Raw genomic sequence first — 18,589 nt, forward strand, 5'->3', positions numbered from 1 at the left:
AGCTTGCTGCGGCGCGCCTTCGCCTTTGTCGCTGACCAGGCGGCCACCCGGCGCAGTCAGGCCCCAGCGTGCGGTGTGCGGGCGTGGCCGCCAGAGCTGCGCGCTGCCTTTCCTGGGGCGCGGCCCGTCGAAAGCTGGACGGGGGAGGGGGCCGCCTTTGCCCGGTACCGCAGCGGGCGCGGCCCCCTGTTTCTGAAATACATTCCGGCGGGCTGGCGCGATGCCCGCGCGGCCGAGCGTTTGCGCCGCGAGGCTGCTTACCTGCGGGATCTGGCCCCTCTGGCGCCGGTGGCCCACGCGCCGCACCTGCACGACGCGGCCAGCCAGGCGCAGCCTCTGGCCCACCTCCTGACCCGCGACCTGACCGACGAGACCACCGGCTGGGGCTGGTTTCAGACCGATGCCCAGCGGGAACAGGGCCTGCATGATGTGGTTCGCCTGCTGGCGCAGCTGCATGCGTTCTGGGCGGGGCCGGGGCAGGCTCATCTGCGTGGCCCCTGGGTCTGGCAGCCCGCGTCCGTGGTCCGGAGGCAGCCTCAGACAGACGGCCTGCCTGAAGCGGTGCGGGGCGCTGTGCTGGCGGCCGCACGTGACCTGCCTGCGCTGCTGGAGCGCGCCCCCGTCTGGACGCTGGTTCACGGGGACATTCACGCCGGGCAGGTGCTGTGGCCGCGTGGTGGCGCCCCCGCTATCCTGATTGACTACGGCCAGGTACATCCCAGCCTGCCCGGCGAGGACCTCGCGCATCTGCTGGCTCTGCGGCTGGACCCGGCCGAACGCGCCCGCCTGGGGCCGGAACTGCGGGACGCTTACCAAGCGGCGCTGGCTGAAGCCGGGCTGCCGCTGAGCCGCACCGAACTGGCCGCGCAGGAACGGGCGGGCCTGGCCATCAACGTGCTGTCTACGGCGCGGCAGGCACGGCGCCGCCAGAGCAGAGGTGTGCAGCAGGCGCTTGAAGCTGCCGCTCAGGCGTGGTGGGAAGGGGAGGCGTAAGGAGCGAGCAGAGCTGTGGGGGCAGACTCTGCTAAGCGCTTATCGTGACCCGGTTCAGGTCGGGCGATTTCAGAGCAGCATCTCAGCTCGCCACGACACAAAGGCAGTGAGAAATTGCTGGTCGAGTGGGTGATCATAGGAAAGCTGTGCGACTGAGCGAATGAACGCCACTTACGACAGCCTTCGGTGGAATCTTCAGGAGAAACCACTCAAGTCGAGCGAGCGGGTTTATCGGTAGAAGAGAACAGAGGATACAGGTCCTGAACATGCAGTTCACAGCCCAGATGACAGTTGTATCAATCGTTGGCCCGCGCGAGGGCGACTGAGTGGTGGGAGTGATGCACCGATTCTGAAGCCAGTGACAGGCGCTTCGCCGCTCTCAGGGGACCCATCAGAGACGGCTTAGGCCAGCTCACCCAGCAGTTCACGCGCATGGTGCAGCGCGGCCTCGCTGGTGTTACCGCTGAGCATCCGGGCGATCTCTTCCAGGCGTTCGGAGGCGTCGAGAAGGCGCACGCGGCTGACGGTGCGGCCTCCCTCAACATATTTTTCGACCTTGTAATGGTGATCGGCCTGGGCGGCAATCTGGGCCAGGTGGGTGACCACCAGCACCTGCCGGGTGCGCGCCAGCTGCCGCAGCTGGGCGGCCACCGCGTGTGCGGCGCTGCCACCAATCCCGGCGTCCACCTCGTCAAAGACCACGGCGGGTGTGTCGGCTCCCAGTACGGTGCTGATGGCCAGCATCACGCGCGAGAGTTCGCCGCCCGAGGCCACGTCGGCCAGGGGAGCCAACTCCTCGCCAGGGTTAGCGGTGAAATGCAGCGTCACGTCGCTCAGGCCCGAAGACGCCGGCTCGGTGTGGGGCGTCAGGTGAAAGGTCAAGCGCGCGTGCGGCATGCCCAGCTGCCGAATGACGGCCAGCAGCGCCTCGGCCAGCGGCGGCCCCTGTTCGGCGCGGGCCTCATCCAGGGTGTGGCCCGCCGCCAGCAGGTCGGCATGCAGGCGCTCCACATCGGCGTCCAGGGTGCCGGCGTCCTGCTCGTCCTTGGTCAGAGTGGCCAGCTCGGTCTCGACCTGGGCATGAAAGGTGAGCACGTCGTCCAGGGTCGGGCCGTACTTGGCGCGCAGCTTGCTCAGGGCGCCCAGGCGGCCTTCCACGCGCGCCAGTTCCTCGGGGTCAGGGGCCTGATCCTCGGCCACGCCGCGCAACTCGCCGACCACAGCCTGAATACTGCTCAGGGCGTCTTTGAGTTCGCGCTGGAGCTGGGCACTGGTCTCGTCGTAGCGGGCGCTGGTGTTCAGGGCGCGGGCGGCCTCGTTGAGAAAGCCGAGGGCGTTCTCGTCGCCGTCGCTCAGCAAGTTCAGGGCGGCGGCGGCGCTCTGGGCAATAGTGTCGAGGTTGGACAGCCGTGTCAGGTCAGCCTGGAGGGGGTCTTCCTCGCCGGGCTGCGGGGCCACCTCGGCGATCTCGCGTGTCTGAAACTGCAGGAGGTCCAGCTGCCGGGCGCGGTCGCGCTCGCTGGCGCGCAGGGCCTCCAGGCGGGCGCGGGCGTCGGTCCAGGCGCGGTAGGCGCTGGCATAAGCAGCGGCCTGGGCCGGGAGCTGCCGGTCCAGCAGCGCCCGCTGATTGGCTGGGGTCAAGAGGCTGACCGCGCTGTGCTGCCAGTGGATGGTCAGGCGGCGCTGCGCCCAGTCCTGCAGTTCGCGCAGGCTGACGACCTCGCCGTCCAGCCGGGCCGTGCTGCGGCCCTGGGTGGTCACGCGGCGGCTGGCCACGTCGTCGGCCCAGAAGCCGGTCACCAGCAGGTCGCTTTCCCCGCTGCGAATCAGGTCGGTGTTGGTGCGCGCGCCCAGCAGCAGCCCCAGGGCGTCCACGATGATGCTCTTGCCGGCGCCGGTTTCACCAGTAAAGACGCTCAGGCCAGCGCCGAAGTCCAGTTCCAGCGCCTCAATGGTGGCCAGATGCCGCACCTCCAACCGCGACAGCGGAAGGGAGGCAGGCGGAATGAGGGCGGCCGCTGGGGACGGCGGAGCCTCGGCAGGGGCGGTGGCGCGCGCGCGGGCCTTACGGGTCACGCCCCCGAGTCTACCCCGCGCGCCTGGACCCCGATTGGAATGGAGTGGGGAAAAACAGGAGAGGGGGTGCAGCCACCTGAGCAGCCCCTCTATGGAGGAAGTGATAGAAGAGGCGGCCTGAGTGCGCCTTATTCGGCTACGCCCGACCTGAGCCATAAGGCCCAGGCGACGCCCCACGGCACGCACTCCGAACATGAAACCGCCGTTACAGTCCCCCCATATTTCGCTGCCGCGTGCGGCAGACAATGGCGGCACTGTTCACCTGTCCATCCCCGGAGTGGCTGGGAGGACGAGGTGAAAAAGGAGTGACCCTATGACCCATGAATCGACTGGCGGCGTGAGCAAGCGCAGCCTGCTGCTGCTGGGGGGCCTAGCGGCCCTGGCCCTGAACAAAGACACGCGCCGCGCCCTGGTGGACGGCAGCCGCAATGCCTGGACCGGGACTCAGGACACCCTGAGCGGGACCGTGGCCCCGGCCCTGCTGACAGCCGCCGCCCACGCCCGCGACGCCGCTCTGCAAGGCGCGCATCAGGTCTCGGACGTGGTCAGTCACACGGCCCAGACCCTGCGGGAGGAAGGCCTGCCCCGCGCCAGCGCCCTGCTGGGCAGCGCAGTTGAAGGTGCTGGTGTGCTGGCAGGCAGTGCCCAGGAACGCGCCCTGCACCTGGCCGGCGAGGCAGGAGAGGTCACGCGCCAGGCCGCCACGCTTAGCGGTCACCGGGCGCAGCAGGTGTGGCAGGCGGCGCAGGCCGGCGCCGGACACACCATTCAGGACGCCCAGAGCGCCGGGCGCGAGCTGCTGGCGACCGTCCAGGACCGTGTGGGGCACGCCTTGCACGAAGCCGCCGACGGCGCCGAGGCCCGCAAACGCCGCGCCGAGCGCACCCTGCGCCAGGCCCGCCGCGACGCGCTGCGCGAGTTACAAAGTGGCCGCAAAGTGCTGAAGAGTCACCAGCTGGAAAAGGCCGTGGCCAAGCGCGTCGCGCCACTGGAAAAGAAACTGACCCAGGAGCTCAAGCTGCTGGACAAACAGGCCAGGCATGCCCGCCGCGATGACCGGCACGGCTCGGGTGTGGGCGGCGGCCTGGTGGCCCTGGCCCTGCTGGGGACCGGCATCGTGGTGCTAGCACGGGTGCCTGCTGCCCGGCAGGGCATCTTGAACGCCGTCGAGGGTGTCAATCCCGACGCCGCCGAAGCCCTGCGCAAGGCCGGCCGTGACGCCCGGAACCTCATTGGCACCGCCTGGCTGGAGCGGATTGAGGAAGAGAAGGTGACCCCAGCCCCCGGCGCGGCGCGCAGCACCCAGGCCGCCACGACCGGCGCCACCTGGGGCGGGGCCGTGGCGCCTGACGCCCCGGCAGCCGCCAGGACAGCGGCGGAAACTGAGAAAGCCAGTTCAGAGGCGACTCAAGTTAAGAAGGACGACGCGCCCAAAGCCGAGGCCAAAGGCACCAAGCCCGCCAACCCCACCAACTAAGCGAGCGTTCTCACGCGCCGTCTGCCCAGTCTGGGCGGCGGCGCTTTTGCGTTTTCAGTCGCAAAGGATGTGGCTCTGGTGTCCATCTTGAATGGACAGACTGTTTAGCAGATGTGTCTTCTGTGTGGCCTCAGGTTGGCAGAGGAGAGGCCAGAACGTTGTCTAGCTGGCTCTTGTCAGGTTTCGGCCATTCTGGGTCAGTCCACTGCCTTTGTTCCCTGAGATGTGACACCACTAAAGTTGGTGTGGAACCGTTTCCTGAGCGACAATTCCGGGAACGCTTCGCACACGAACTCCTGTCTTTCCCGGTCCACAGAGGCCGCGCCCCGGAGGTTTCCATGAGCCTGACTGCCCCGAATCCCCTCGCTGACCTCGGTATCAAGGCCACCGTTCACCTCAACCCTGGCGTGGACGAGCTGTATGCCCACGCGACCCGCCTGAATGAAGGGGTGCAGGCCGCCACAGGCCCCCTGACAGTCCGCACCAACAAGACGGGCCGCAGCCCCAAAGACCGCTTTATCGTTGAAGACGACCAGACGAAGAACAGCGTGTGGTGGGGCGGTTTTAACACGCCCGTCTCTCCAGAGGTCTTTGACCACCTGCTGGACAAGATGACCCGCTATGCCCAGGGCCGCGAGCTGTTTGTGCAGCAGGTGTACGCCGGCACCGATCCCCGTTACCGCATTGGGGCGCGGATGGTCACGGAAATGGCCTATCACTCGCTGTTTATTCGCAACATGTTCGTGCGCCCCACGGCCGACGAACTGGCCACCTTTCAGGAAGACTGGACCGTCCTGAACATCCCGTCCTTCAAGGCAGACCCCGAAACGGACGGCGTACGCAGCGACACCTTTATCCTGGTCAACTTCACCAAGAAGATGATTCTGGTGGGCGGCACCCAGTACGCCGGCGAGAACAAGAAGGGCATCTTTGGCGTCCTGAACTTCCTGCTGCCGGCCCAGGGCGTCATGCCCATGCACTGCTCGGCCAACGTGGGCGAGGACGGCGACGTGGCGCTGTTTTTCGGTCTGAGCGGTACCGGCAAGACCACCCTGAGCGCTGACCCCAGCCGCAAGCTGATCGGCGACGACGAGCACGGCTGGACCGACACGGGCGTCTTCAACTTTGAAGGCGGCTGCTATGCCAAGGTCATCAACCTGAATCCTGAGGCTGAGCCGGCCATCTACCAGACCACCCGCACTTACGGGACCGTGCTGGAAAATGTAGTGCTGGACAGCCAGGGTGTCCCTGACCTGGACGACGGCAGCCTGACCGAAAACACCCGCAGCGCCTACCCCATTGATCAGATTGCCAACATTCAACCTGGGAGCCTGGCCGGGCATCCGCGCAACATCGTCTTCCTGACTGCCGACGCCTACGGGGTGCTGCCGCCCATCAGCCGCCTGAGCCGCGAGCAGACCATGTACCAGTTCATCAGCGGCTTTACTGCCAAGATTCCGGGCACCGAAGACGGCGTGACCGAGCCCAGTCCAACCTTCAGCACCTGCTTTGGCGCGCCATTCATGCCCCGGCACCCCGGCGAATACGCGCGCCTGCTGGCCCAGAAGGTGCAGGAGAGCGGCGCCCGCGTGTGGCTGGTCAACACCGGCTGGAGCGGCGGTCAGTACGGCACCGGCAAGCGCATGAGCATCGCCCACACCCGCGCCATGATTAACGCGGCGCTGTCCGGGGAGCTGGACGACGTGAGCTTTGAGCAAGAGCCGTTTTTCAACCTGGAGATTCCGACCGAGGTGCCGGGTGTCCCGGCCCAGGTCCTCAACCCCCGCGACGCCTGGGCCGACCCCGCCGCCTACGACGAGGCCGCCCGCAAACTGGCCCGCATGTTCCGCGAGAACTTCAAGCGCTTTGAAGAGGGCGTGGCCCCGGCCGTGACTGCCAGCATGCCCAATCACGACCAGAACTGAGCAAAAAGGCGGAGGGAGGCGTCAGGGGATTGCTCCCCTGGCGCCTTTCGTATACAGGGGCCGCTAAGAGAACGGTGCCCCTGTGAAGAGGAGCTGATGCCGAGCCGCGAGCAGGGCGCCGTGCTGGTTGACCCCTCTGGTCGTCAGGCGCGCTTCCCTTCCTGCCGTGTCCTTTCAAAACAAAAAACAGACCTCAGGGCATCATCCTGAGGTCTGTCTTGAAGGAGAACGATCCGTCGGCTGAGGCTTACTCTTTCACGCCTCCGGCCACGGCGCCGCCCACGAAGAAGTTCTGGAAGGCGTAGAACAGCGCAATAATCGGCAGGGCGCCCAGCGTGGCGGCGGCGGCGAACACGCCCCATTTGGTGCTGAATTGCCCGGTCGAGAACGAGCGCAGCATCACGCCGACCGTCCACTGCTCCACGCCGGTCAGCAGGACGTTGGCCAGAATGAATTCGGCGTAGGTGCCGATGAACTGGTTCAGGAAGATAAAGACCATGATGCCGCCGGACAGGGGGAGCACCACGCGCAGGAACGTTTGCCAGCGGGTGGCGCCGTCCACCATGGCCGCTTCCTCCAGCGACTCGGGCAGGCTTTCCACATAGCCCTTGAAAATCCAGGTGTTAAAGGCGATGGCGCCGCCCGAATAGGCCAGAATCAGGCCAGTGAAGGTGTTGGCCAGCCCCAGGTCGGTCAGCAGTTTGTAGACCGCCACAAGCGCCAGAAAAACCGGGAACATCTGAATAAAGATGAAAAACAGCAGGGTCTGGAAGCGGCCAGGAAAGCGCAGCCGCGCCATCGCGTAGCCCGCCGTGGTGGACAGCAAGATGGCCAGAATGCCCGTGATCCCCGAGACCAGCAGCGTGTTGCGCACCGACAGGACAAATTTGCTCTCGTTGGTCTGGCCCGTGAACTGCGCCGGGGTCATGAACACCACGATCAGCAGCAGGGCGCCGACCAGCACCCAGCCAGCCCAGCGGGCCAGACGTGCTGGGCCTTCGGGGTTGGCGCTGAGGCGACCGACGAGCTTCAGGATGAGCAGGGCGGCGGCGGCGGCCCCACCCGCGACGGCCAGCACCAGCTGCCAGCCAGGCACCGTGAAGCCCTCAAACAGCTTGGCAAAGTTCTCGTAACTCAGCACCTGCAAGTTGGGCAGCAGGCCCGAGCGGTACAGGACGTTGGGGTTACCAGTGTCTGGAAAGGCAAAGAGGCTGTTGCGCGGGTCAAAGGCGGCAATCAGAACGTACAGCAAGGGGTAGATGGCGACGAGCACTACCAGAATCAGAAACAGGTGGGTCAGCTGCGTGCCAAACACGGCCCAGTAGTCAACGCGCTGCCCGGTCCGGGCCATACCGAGGCGCTGGCCCAGCAAGCTGGTCAGGGCCAGCACGCCGGTGGCGGCCAGCAGAAACAGCAGGAAACTGACCCAGCCATTCTTGACAAAGTAGATGGTGAAGGCGGGCGCCTTGCCCTCCAGCGTTTGCGCCAGGCGGAAGCCCAGGTAGCCCAGACCGGCGAGCACCACCGCCAGCACCAGCCAGGGCAGCAGGCGGCGTAGCAGAGACGGTTCGCGGTGAACGTAGCCCCCGGGGGGCAGAGAGGTGCTGGGGGCAGATTTGGTGGCGGTCACTTGCGGGCCTCCTTGAACACCCCAGCGGCCCTGAAATTCACCAGGCTAATGGCCAGGGTCAGGAAAAAGATGATTAGGGCAATGGCACTGGCCAGCGCGAAATTCTGGCCGCCGCTGGAGACAAACGCCGTGTTGTAGCCCCACGACAGCAGGATGTCCGTGCTGCGCGCCGTACTTTCGCGACCCGCCTGATCTGGCCCGCCAGCCGTGAGCAGGTAGATGATCCCGAAGTTGTTGAAGTTGAACGCAAAGCCCGACAGCAAAATGGGCGTAAACGAGGTGCGCAGCAGCGGCAGGGTAATGCCCGTAATCTGCTGCCAGCGGCTGGCGCCGTCAATGCTGGCGGCCTCGTACAGGTCGTCACTGATGGTGCTCAGGGCGCTGATGGTGGCGGTCATCATGTAGGGAAAGCCCAGCCACAGGTTGACCAGCAGAATGCTGATTTTGGCCCACAGGGGGTCGTTCAGCCACGGAATCGCCACGATCCCCAGCAGACCCAGCGCCTTGTTCACCACGCCGTAGGGCTGGTTCAGCAGCGCCACCCACATCTGCACGCTGATGACGGCCGGAATGGCCCATGGCAGAAACAGCAGGGTGCGGTAGATGTTGCGGCCCTTGAGGTTCTTGTTGTACAGCAGGATGCCCAGAATCAGGCCGGCCAGCGCGTTAATGATGACGGTGCTGAAGGCAAACACCACTGTCCACAAAAACACCGGCCACAGGGCGCGGCTGGCCTTACTGAAAATCTCCTGAAAGTTGGCCAGCCCCACGTAGCCGAACGTATTGATGCGCGTGGCCGCCGCGACCGTCTCCAGCGTGGCCGGAACAGGCGCGCTCAGGGTGACCTGGGGGCCTGACACCGATTCGACCTTTTGCCGCAGAGGGCTGGAGGCCTCTTCGTCGTACAGCACGAGGGAAGCGCCCTGGCAGCTGGGCTGGGCACAGCCTAGGTACTCGGCCACTGTCTGCTCGCCCAGTTCAGAGAGGGTCACCACCCGGCGGTCTGCGCTGAGGGTGGCGGCTGTGCGGCTGGCGCTGTCGGGGCTGCCGCTGTTCTGGCCACTGTAATTGGTGAAGGCGTAATTAACCGTTAGAATCACCGGCAGCACGGTAAACGCCAGGACAAACACCAGCGCGGGCAGCAGATAAAACCAGTCGGTGATCCAGGGAAAGGCGCGGTAGGTCAGCGGCGCCAGGACCAGCAGCGCCAGCCCCGCCCACACCAGGATCAGATACGCCGGCGCTCCGGGCACCACCTGAGCAGTCAGCAGCGATAAGCCCCAACCAATCAGGGCGCTGAGCCCCAGCAGGGCCCCCAGAATCAGCAGGGCCAGCAAAAAGCCCCGCGTGCCCTGGGGAGGCACGGCGGGGCGCTTGAGGGTAGGAGCAGGCAATGTGTTGGTCATGTGGCGTCGAGACCTCCCTGGCGTAAGTGCCGGCGTGGAACGAAAAGGAAGTGAACCGCCGTGTCAAGAATGGGTGTCTGTACGGTACTCCACAGGATGCCCAGACACGTCAGGTTAAGGAAGTCACCGTTCATCTTCCGGTGAACAGAGGGAAAAAGACGTGGCGGCAGCACTGGAGCGGTTCCGGCACTTTCCTGGAAACGCGGAATGTGTGCCGTCACGTTCTGAATGGCCAGCACAAGGCCCTGGGCCTGGGCCGCACAAAAATGTCCGGCGGCGGCAGGGACCGCCGGGCCGGACAACCGGGGGAACACGCCGGGCATGTTCCCCCAGAGAGGCATTACTTGATGTTGCTGTTAATTTCCTGCACGGCCTTGTCCAGAATCTGCGAGTAGTTCTGGTTGGCCTTTTGCACGCTCTGGGCAATGGCGCTGCTCCAGGGGCTCCAGACGGCGCCCATCTGGGGCACGTTGGGCATGGGGGTGCCGGCGCTGATGCTCTTGCCGAAGCCCACGACCACGGGGTCGGTCTTCAGCTTGGTGCGGGCCGAGAGGCTGACCGGGATGCGGCCGCCCGCCTTGTTAAAGGCCACCTGCGCGTCGCTGGCAGAGATCTGCTTGGCAAATTGAGCCGCCACGGCCTTCTGCTTGCTGTAGGCGTTCATCATGGTGCCCTGCACGCCCACGAAGGGGCTCCACTTGCCGCTGGCGCCGGGAGGGGTGGGGAAGGTGGCGATGCCGTAGTCAATGCCCGCCTTCTTGATGTCTCCCATGTCCCAGGGGCCGGTCAGGAACATCGCCAGGCGGCCGTCCACGAAGGCGCTCTTGGCGGCGCCGCCGTCCACACCTTCAGGAACGAGGTTGTACTTGTAGCGCAGGTCGTTCAGGAACGCGCTGGCCTTGTCGGCGCCCGTGTTGGCCAGGCCCACGTCCTTGACGTTCAGGGTGCCGCTGTTGTTCTTGAACACATAGCCGCCGTACGCGCTGATGATGCCGTACTGCATGTAGGCGTTGCTCAGGTCGGCCAGGTAACCGAACTTGCCGCTGCCCGTGTTCTTCTGGGCGGCAGCCAGAAACTGCGTCCAGTTGGTCGGCGCCGTGGCCACCAGTTTCTTGTTGTACACCACGGCCACGGCTTCGGCGAACATGGGGATACCGAACAGTTTGCCCTGGTAAGTCATGGCGTTCAGACCGGTCTTGTCGTAGTCGGTGCGCGAGGTCACGTACTTGTCCATCGGCTCGATGACGCCGGCGGCGGCCAGCTGGCCCAGGCGGTCCTGGGGCAGGGTGGTCACGAGGTCAGGGCCCTGGCCCTTGGGGGCGCTCTGAATGAGCTTGTCAGGAATTTGATCAAACGGCACCGTCACCAGATTGACCGTGTGGCCGGTCTTGGCCTTGAACTGCGCGGCCTGTGTGCGCAGCCAGCCCAGCTCGGCGTCCCCGAAGTGCGACCAGACCGTGATGGTCGCGGCGCTGGCTTGACCCAGCAGAGCAAGAGACAGAACCGTCAGTGCTTTTTTCATAGGGCTCCTTTGTGGGCAGCGATTGTGAATCGCTTCCAATTGGACATTGCAATTCCCAGGGGCCTTCCACTGTTGGGGGCCGCCTGGCGTGCCGAGGTGAGCGCCTCGGCGGAGAAGTGTATTCCGGTTGCTCAGAAAATAGTATAGACCTCTGATTCCCGCTTGACAATGTGCTGAGACCACAGCTTTTTCACGTCCCAGTCAGTCCTGAGTCACCTTTGACGGGGACAGAGAAGTGGCGTGGCCTCTTCCTGCAAAACCCACAGGTCCACTGATGGCCGAACCCGACGGGAGAAAACAGTTTGAGATGCAGTTGCTCTGGCTTGAAACTGTTTTGCAAGCCTTCTTTCAAGGGGTGTGGCCAGCCAGGCCAGGGGGCGTCTGGCCCATGCGGGGGCGCGTACACTGCCCGGATGACTGACGCCTCTCGCCTGTCCCGTGACCGACCGGGACCTTTCAATCCTGCGCGTGAACTGTCGGTGCGTGTGCTGCTGCGGGTGCTGGCCGGCGACACCTTTGCCGCGCCTGCACTGGACGCGGCGCTGTCTCAGGCCCGGCTGCCCGGCCGGGACGCTGGCCTGGCCACCCATATCGTGTACGGCACGCTGCGGCACCTGCCCAGCCTGAGCAATGCTCTCTTGCCGCTGCTGCGCGGCGAGACCCACCCAAAGGCGCGCGCCCTGTTGCTGGCCGGTGCCTTCGAGAAACTGTATCTGGAGACGCCGCCGCACGCGGTAGTCAGCGAATATGTGAATCTGGCCCGCACCGCGCGCTTGGCGCCGCCGGGTCTGGTCAATGCGGTGCTGCGCCGCGTGGAACGCGCGGCCGACGCTGAAAATCAGGAGTTACCGGCCTGGCTGGCGGCGGTGTACCGGGACGCTTACGGCGAGGCGGCCGGGCGCGTGATGGCCGACCTGCTTCAGCCTCAGCCCCTGTGGCTGAGCCTGTCGGACGCCGGGGTCAGGACGCTGGAAGAGGAAGGCAGCGTGGTGGAAAGCGGCCCGCAGGGGGTTGACCGCGTGAACCTGGACCGGCCCTTGCGCCAGACCGCTGCCTTTGCCCAGGGGCAGGCCCAGCCGATTAACCCGGCCAGCCGCGCCTGCGTGGACGCCCTGGGCGACGTGCGGGGCGCGCGGGTGCTGGACCTGGCGGGCGGCGCGGGCGTGAAAGCCGCCATGCTGGCCACCGAGGGTGCGCAGGTGACCAGTGTGGACATCGAGCCGCGTAAGCACGAGGCGGCGCGCAAGAACCTGCGCCGCCTGGGCCTGAAGGCCGATTTCATCTCGCACGACCTGACGCAGCCTCTGCCTCTGGCCCCGGCGCCGTTCGTGCTGCTGGACGCCCCCTGCACGGGCAGCGGCACTCTGCGCAGTCATCCGGAAATCAAGCTGCGCCTGACCCCGGAAGCCGTGAAGGAGATGGCGCATTTGCAGGCCCAGATGCTGCCCAGCGCCGCCGCTCTGGTGCAGCCAGGGGGCACACTGGTGTATTCAGTGTGCAGCGTGACGCCCCAGGAGGGGCCAGAGGTGGTGGCGGCGTTCCTGAACACCCACCCCGACTTTGAGGCGCAGGCCGTGCCGAACCTGGAAGTCCCCAGTGTGCCGGCCGGCCCCGGCGTGCTGACGGTGCCCGAAGGCGGGATAGACGGCTTTTTTATCGCGCGGCTGCGGCGAAAGGGCGGCGACTAAACATCATGCCTCTGGCCCTGACACGTCAGCGGGAGTTTCGGCGCCGGTCCGTTCGGGCTGGGAGGCCACTGGGCCCAGGGTTTGCCACGCCAGATGGTCCAGAGCGCCGCGTTCCAGCGTGACCGCCCACCTGTCCCCCACGGCCAGGCCATCAGCGCCGCTTGCAAGAGGACGGTGCGTCCGGGGAAGTCCAGCCGCGCGGCCGCCAATCGCTCACCTCTGAGCAGGATGCCCGCCGCCCAGGCCTGCGCCGCCGCCTCGGGCAGCCAGTGGGCAAAGGCCGCCCCAATATCGCTGCCAGGCGCCAGCAGCACTGATACGGACTCGGATTGCATCGTTTGCAAAAACGATGCAATCCGAGCAGAGCGAGAAGGAGAGAAACGGGTTCCGGGCGTGGAGTTTACAAACCAGTTCTGTTCTGGTTTGTAAATGAAACAGACGGAATTCGTACGACAGGCCCCCACCCTTCCCGGACCAGTGCAGGCCCAGCGGACACGTGAGCCGCAGTCCTGGTCCGGCGTCTGGGCCATAGGTGGCCGCCTCCATTCCCGGCAGCGCCAGAGGACCGCTGGGCCAGGGCGGCGTGACGCCCAGCAGCTCCCCTGAATTCAGCCAGTACAGCTGGGGAAACTGAGCAAAACCAGTGAAAGAGAGGTGGGCAGGGTCAAGGCCTGATACGAGCTCGGATTGAATCGCTTGCAAAAGCGGTTCAATCCGAGCGAAGCGAGGAGGAGCAAAACGGGTTCCGGGCGTGGAGCCGGCACATCGGCTCTTTCCCGATGTGTCGGCGGAACAGACGGAATCCGTATGACTTGCTCAGGGCCGCCTCGACCTCCCTGAACACCTGGGCGCGTGCCTGGACATCGGCCACGGGCAGGGTCAGCCGCACCTGGGTTTCCCCGCGCCGTGAATGGAAGAGGCCCAGCGGGGTGACGCCGGGCGGCCACACAACCCCGCGCAGTTCGGGCGGGAGGCTTCCCAGCTGCCGCATCCGGCGTGGGTCAGGAGGTTGCGGCTGGGGGTGCCGAAAGACCGCCAGCGCGAACCTCAGCCGCGCCAGCCAGCGCCAGCGTTCCGGCACACCGAGCGCCAGCTCACCCTGCACCGGCCAGAACCACCGCCGCTCTCCTCTTTTCATATGTCCACAATAAAATCGGGCCGCGCGCAGCGACCCGGTACCTCAGCAGAATCTGGTTTATTCGCCCAGCGCCGCGTCCAGGGCGATTTCAATCATGGCGTTAAAGGTCAGCTGGCGCTCCTCGGCGGTGGTTTCCTCGTGGGTGACGAGGTGGTCACTGATGGTCAGGACCGTCAGCGCCCTGACGCCGTGCTTGGCGGCCAGGGTATACAGGCCCGCCGCTTCCATCTCCACGGCCAGCACGCCGTACTGCGCCCAGAGTTTGTACTGGTCAAAATCGTCGTGGTAGAAGGTGTCGCTGCTCATGATGTTGCCCACGTGCGTGGCGTGGCCGCGCTCTTTGGCAATCTGGTAAGCGCGCATCAGCAGTTCAAAGTCGGCGATGGGCGCAAAGTTCTTCTGCCCAAACCGGATGTTGTTGATGTTGCTGTCGGTGCAGGCGGCCTGTGCCAGGACGATGTCGCGCACATGCACGTCCGCCTGATAACTGCCGGCTGTGCCGACCCGGACCAGGTTCTTGCAGCCGTAGCTGGCAATCAGTTCGTGGACATAGATCATGCTGGACGCGATGCCCATGCCGGTGCCCTGCACGCTGACGCGCTTGCCCTTGTAGGTGCCGGTGTAGCCGTGCATGCCGCGCACGGTGTTGTGCAGCATGGGGTCTGTGAAAAAGGTTTCGGCAATGTGCTTGGCGCGCAGGGGGTCGCCCGGCAGCAGCACGGTTTCGGCGATCTGGCCGGGTTCAGCGTTCAGGTGAATACTCATGCGCTACAGGCTAGCAGGGGGCCGGGGACGGGCGTCCCGGTCAGGAAAGGTGGGCCAGTGCCGCCGTGAAGAAGGCCTCTGGGTCCAGCGTGCCCCCCTGGGCCAGGTCAGGGCGGCCCCCACCCTTGCCGCCGGTCTGGGCCAGCGCGGCTTTCAGGACTGCGGCGGCGTTCACGTCAGGCGCGCTGCTGCCCACCCCGCAGCGGCCCACAGCGGTCACGGCCAGTACCACGGTGGCCGGGGGCAGGTCGCTCAGGGCGGCTTGCAGGCCGGCGGTGTCTGGGAGGTGCACCGTTTTTACAGTCAGGTCACCACGCACCTGGACGGGCGCCGCGTCGCGCAGGGTCCGGGCGTGGGTGGCGTGCAGGGCATCCAGTTGTGCCTGAAGGGCCACGTGGCTGGCGCTCAGGGCCTCGACCCGTTCCGGCAGGCGCTCGACTGGCACGCTAAATCCCTGGGCCAGCGCCCGTGTGCTGGTGTAGACCCCGCTCAGGTACGCGCTCGCCTCTTCGCCCGCCATAAAAGTGACGCGGGTCACGCCGCCTTTAATCCGCTCGGTGCGCAGCACCACCACCGGCGCGGCCAGGCTCGCGCGCGGCACATGGGTGCCTCCGCAGGCGCTGACATCAAAGGGGTGCCCAGCCTCGTCCCGGAAAATCACCAGCCGCACCTCGCCGCGCACCTGTGTCTCCCGGCGCAGCGGATAGCGGCCCAGGTCGGCCTCGGGGACCACGGGCGTCTCCAGGGTCAGGTCGGTGCGGCCGAGGGTCTCGCGCAGCAGCGTTTCTGCGGCGCGCACGTGCAGCTCCGCCGGGTCGCCCAGCAGGTCCAGGGTGCATTCGGGGCTAGCCATGTTCACGGCGGCCACCGTAAAGGCGGGGTTGACCCGAAAGAACGCCTGCGCCAGCAGATGCTCGCCGCTGTGGCGCTGCATGTGGCGCCAGCGGCGCGCGGCGTCCACCTCGCCTGTTATGTCGGCGCCCACCGGGGGCAGGTCGCCTGTCAGGCGGTGCCACACCTGCCCCGTGGCCTTGTCCTTGCGGCTGCCTGTCACCGCCGCCTCTGCGCCCGCCCAGCGCAGCGTGCCGGTGTCGGCGGCCTGGCCACCAGCTTCCGGGTACAGGGCGGTGGCGTCCAGGGTGACTTCCTGGCCCTGCACGGCCTGAACCTGCGCGGCAAACGTCAGCTGGGTGCTGTGGTGGTACAGGGGATGGGTCATGCGGGCTAGGGTAGCGCCCACCCGCTTCCGGCGCGCCGTCTTCAGCCCAGCTCCCAAAGAGAGAGGAAGCCTTCGTGTAAGCTCAGCTCTGTATGAACGTTATTGGGAAGGTCACGGTGCTGCCTCAGCTGCCCGGCAGCATCGCCCGGCTCTCGGAGCTGGCATATAACCTCTACTGGTCGTGGACCCCACACGTCCAGGCACTGTACGAGACCCTGGACCCCTCTCTTTGGGAGCGCTTCCAGCGTAATCCGGTGCGGACGCTGCTTGAGGTGCCGCAGGCCCGCCTTCAGGCAGTGGCCGCCGACCCAGCTTATCTGGCCCGCTACGCGCAGGTCATGAAAGACTTTGACGCCTACATGGGCAAGGCGGACACCTGGGCCAGCCGGAAGGCGCCGGACCTGAAGCCGGTGGCGTATTTCAGTATGGAATACGGCTTCCATGAGTCGCTGCCCATCTATTCGGGCGGCCTGGGGGTGCTGGCCGGCGACCACTGCAAGAGTGCCTCGGACCTGGGGCTGCCGTTTACGGCGGTGGGCATGCTGTTTCACCAGGGCTATTTCCGGCAACTGTTTGACAAGGACGGCTGGCAGAACGAGGCCTACGACGAACTGGACCTGACCACCCTGCCCATCACGCCCGCCCGCACCGCCGGCGGCGAGGAAGCGCGCGTGCAGGTCCGCATTGGCGACCGCGAGGTGCAGGTGCGGGTGTGGAACTTGAACGTGGGCCGCATTCGGGTGCTGCTGCTGGACACCAATGTCCCTGAAAACAGCGAGGACGACCGCAAGCTCACGGCCCGCCTGTACGGCGGCAACCAGGAGTTGCGCGTGCAGCAGTACGTGCTGCTGGGCGTGGCCGGCATTCGCGCGCTGCGGGCGCTGAATATCCCCGGCGAGGTCTACCACATGAACGAGGGCCACGCCGCGCTGCTGGGTCTGGAGCGGATGCGCGAATACGTGGCGCAGGGCCTTGAGTTCCGCACGGCGGTGGAGACCGTGGCGGCCAGCACGCTGTTTACCACCCATACGCCCGTTCCGGCCGGCAACGACGCCTTTGGCTACGACCTGATGGACCGTTACCTGGGCAAGTGGCCGGGCCTCTTGAACACCACCCGCGACGAACTGTACGCGCTCGCCAGGCACGAGCAGCTGTGGGACGGCCACCTCGTCCCCACCTTTTCCATGACCGTGTTCGCCCTCAACATGAGCCGCGCGGCCAACGGCGTCTCCGAACTGCACGGGGAAGTCAGCCGCGACATGTGGAAGTTCCTGTACGAGGGCGCCGAACCCGAGGAAGTGCCCATCGGCCACGTCACCAACGGGGCGCACAATCTCACCTTCACCAGTCAGGCCATGCGCGACCTGCTGTCCACGGTGTTGCCTGCCGACTGGACCGAGCGCCTGGAAGACGAGGCGATGTGGGCCGCCGTGGAAGGCCTGAGTGACGAGCAGCTGCGCGACGTGCAGCGCGACATGAAGCGCGAGATGATTGCCTTCGTGCGCGCCCGCGTGCGTGAGCAGAAACTGCGCAACGGGGCCTCGGCCGCCGATGTGGCCGCCACCGGCACCCTGCTGGATGAGAACACCGTCACCATCGGGTTTGCGCGCCGCTTTGCCACCTACAAGCGCGCCACGCTGCTGTTCCGCGACCGCGAGCGCCTGAGCCGCATCGTCAACCACCCCGAGCGCCCGGTGCAGTTTGTGTTTGCGGGCAAGGCCCACCCCGCCGACAACCCCGGCAAGGCGTTCATTCAGGAAATTTACCGCATGAGCCAGGAGCCCGAATTCCGGGGCAAGATTGTCATTCTGGAAAATTACGACATGAACGTGGCCCGTCACCTCGTGCAGGGCGTGGATATCTGGCTGAACAACCCCCGGCGTCCACTGGAAGCTTCGGGCACCAGCGGCATGAAGGCCAGTTTTAACGGCAGCCCCAACTTCAGCGTGCTGGACGGCTGGTGGCGCGAAGGCTACGACGGCACCAACGGCTGGCCGATTGGCGAGGAGCGCGAATACGCCGACCTGAACGTGCAGGACGACGCCGACGCCTACAGCCTCTACCAGACGCTGGAAACCGAAATCGCGCCGCGCTATTACGGCACCCCGACCGGTGAGAATTCCTGGGCCGATACGGTGCGCCGCGCCATTCAGACGGTCAGCCCGCGCTTTTCCATGCAGCGTCAGGTCATTGACTACGTGCAGGGCTACTACCTGCCGATTGGCGAACGCGGCGCCGAACTGGCCGAGAACAGCAGCGCCCGCGCCCGCGAGATTGCGGGCTGGAAAGGCTGGGTGCGCCAGCAGTGGAACTACACGACCCTGACGGCCCAGGCCCAGCTGCCCGCCACCACCCAGCCGGGGCAGACGGTGCCTGTCAGCGCGCAGGTCAATCCGGCCGGCATCAACCTCAACGAGCTGCGCGTAGAGGCAGTGCTGAACCGGGGCGGCCACCTGACCCGCTTTCCCCTGAAGAGCCAGGGCGACGGCCGCTTCAGCGCCGATGTGCCGCTGAATGAAAGTGGCCTGTATTCCGTGGGCGTGCGGATGCTGCCGGTTATCGAGGGCCTGAGCAACGACCTCGAAGCGGGCCTGATGAAGTGGGCCTGAGCTAAAGCCGCTTGAGGGCCGCCCGGCACTGTGCTGGGCGGCCCTCGTCATGGGGCTATGACGAAAGGAAGACAGAGGAGGGTCATCAGGTGAGGCCTCAGGGCCGGGCTTGTCAGCGGCCCTCGGCGTCAGTCAGCTCTG

The 18,589-nt window shown here is 66.0% G+C and carries 13 protein-coding genes; 5 read left to right on the forward strand and 8 right to left on the reverse strand.

All coding sequences use genetic code 11. From position 1 onward, the window contains the following. Positions 1-3: 3 nt before the first annotated feature. A complete protein-coding gene (locus tag K7W42_RS15835; RefSeq protein ID WP_224575812.1) occupies positions 4-993 on the forward strand; it encodes a phosphotransferase family protein in 990 nt (329 codons plus the stop codon). A gap of 402 nt (positions 994-1,395) precedes the next feature. Here the strand turns inward: K7W42_RS15835 and K7W42_RS15840 are convergent, their stop codons facing one another. Further along, positions 1,396-3,069, reverse strand: a complete 1,674-nt coding sequence (locus tag K7W42_RS15840; protein WP_224575813.1) for a DNA repair protein RecN — start codon at positions 3,067-3,069, stop codon at positions 1,396-1,398. 313 nt (positions 3,070-3,382) lie between these two features. Between K7W42_RS15840 and K7W42_RS15845 the strand changes: the two genes are divergently transcribed. Continuing rightward, complete coding sequence (locus tag K7W42_RS15845; RefSeq protein ID WP_224575815.1) at positions 3,383-4,546, forward strand: alginate biosynthesis protein AlgP; 1,164 nt, start codon at positions 3,383-3,385, stop codon at positions 4,544-4,546. A 338-nt stretch (positions 4,547-4,884) separates the two neighbouring features. Continuing rightward, positions 4,885-6,471, forward strand: a complete 1,587-nt coding sequence (gene pckA / locus K7W42_RS15850; RefSeq protein ID WP_224575816.1) for a phosphoenolpyruvate carboxykinase (ATP) — start codon at positions 4,885-4,887, stop codon at positions 6,469-6,471. Positions 6,472-6,718: 247 nt separating this feature from the next. On the opposite strand, the gene K7W42_RS15855 is transcribed toward pckA, so the two are convergent. The 3 genes from K7W42_RS15855 to K7W42_RS15865 all read right to left on the reverse strand — a co-directional run bounded on the left by K7W42_RS15855 (position 6,719) and on the right by K7W42_RS15865 (position 11,029). Beyond that, positions 6,719-8,101: a sugar ABC transporter permease gene (locus K7W42_RS15855; RefSeq protein WP_224575817.1), complete on the reverse strand. Its 1,383-nt coding sequence runs from the start codon at positions 8,099-8,101 to the stop codon at positions 6,719-6,721. Next, positions 8,098-9,507, reverse strand: a complete 1,410-nt coding sequence (locus tag K7W42_RS15860) for an ABC transporter permease subunit (protein ID WP_157459502.1) — start codon at positions 9,505-9,507, stop codon at positions 8,098-8,100. The genes K7W42_RS15855 and K7W42_RS15860 overlap by 4 nt, the downstream gene beginning before the upstream one ends. 340 nt (positions 9,508-9,847) lie before the next feature. Beyond that, the gene (locus tag K7W42_RS15865) at positions 9,848-11,029 is read right to left on the reverse strand and encodes a sugar ABC transporter substrate-binding protein (protein WP_157459500.1); all 1,182 of its coding nucleotides are present in this window, start codon (positions 11,027-11,029) and stop codon (positions 9,848-9,850) included. 413 nt (positions 11,030-11,442) lie between these two features. Between K7W42_RS15865 and K7W42_RS15870 the strand changes: the two genes are divergently transcribed. Beyond that, positions 11,443-12,717: an RsmB/NOP family class I SAM-dependent RNA methyltransferase gene (locus tag K7W42_RS15870; protein ID WP_224575818.1), complete on the forward strand. Its 1,275-nt coding sequence runs from the start codon at positions 11,443-11,445 to the stop codon at positions 12,715-12,717. Here K7W42_RS15870 and K7W42_RS15875 read toward each other — a convergent pair. The 4 genes from K7W42_RS15875 to K7W42_RS15890 all read right to left on the reverse strand — a co-directional run bounded on the left by K7W42_RS15875 (position 12,714) and on the right by K7W42_RS15890 (position 15,839). Further along, a complete protein-coding gene (locus K7W42_RS15875; RefSeq protein WP_224575819.1) occupies positions 12,714-13,052 on the reverse strand; it encodes a hypothetical protein in 339 nt (112 codons plus the stop codon). The two genes, K7W42_RS15870 and K7W42_RS15875, sit on opposite strands and share 4 nt — an antisense overlap. A 374-nt stretch (positions 13,053-13,426) precedes the next feature. Then, positions 13,427-13,855: a hypothetical protein gene (locus K7W42_RS15880; RefSeq protein WP_224575820.1), complete on the reverse strand. Its 429-nt coding sequence runs from the start codon at positions 13,853-13,855 to the stop codon at positions 13,427-13,429. Positions 13,856-13,912: 57 nt separating this feature from the next. Beyond that, positions 13,913-14,620 carry a purine-nucleoside phosphorylase gene (deoD, locus tag K7W42_RS15885; protein WP_224575821.1) on the reverse strand — a complete coding sequence of 236 codons (708 nt, stop codon included), beginning with the start codon at positions 14,618-14,620 and terminating at the stop codon, positions 13,913-13,915. A 40-nt stretch (positions 14,621-14,660) separates the two neighbouring features. Continuing rightward, positions 14,661-15,839, reverse strand: a complete 1,179-nt coding sequence (locus K7W42_RS15890) for an alanyl-tRNA editing protein (RefSeq protein ID WP_224575822.1) — start codon at positions 15,837-15,839, stop codon at positions 14,661-14,663. A 92-nt stretch (positions 15,840-15,931) separates the two neighbouring features. On the opposite strand from K7W42_RS15890, the gene glgP reads away from it, so the two are divergent. After that, positions 15,932-18,448 (forward strand): alpha-glucan family phosphorylase, encoded by a 2,517-nt coding sequence (gene glgP / locus K7W42_RS15895; protein ID WP_224575823.1) that lies wholly within the window; start codon positions 15,932-15,934, stop codon positions 18,446-18,448. The last annotated feature ends 141 nt before the right edge of the window (positions 18,449-18,589 follow it).

It is taken from the genome of Deinococcus betulae, from assembly GCF_020166395.1.
In the GTDB taxonomy this organism is placed as follows: Bacteria; Deinococcota; Deinococci; order Deinococcales; family Deinococcaceae; genus Deinococcus; species Deinococcus betulae.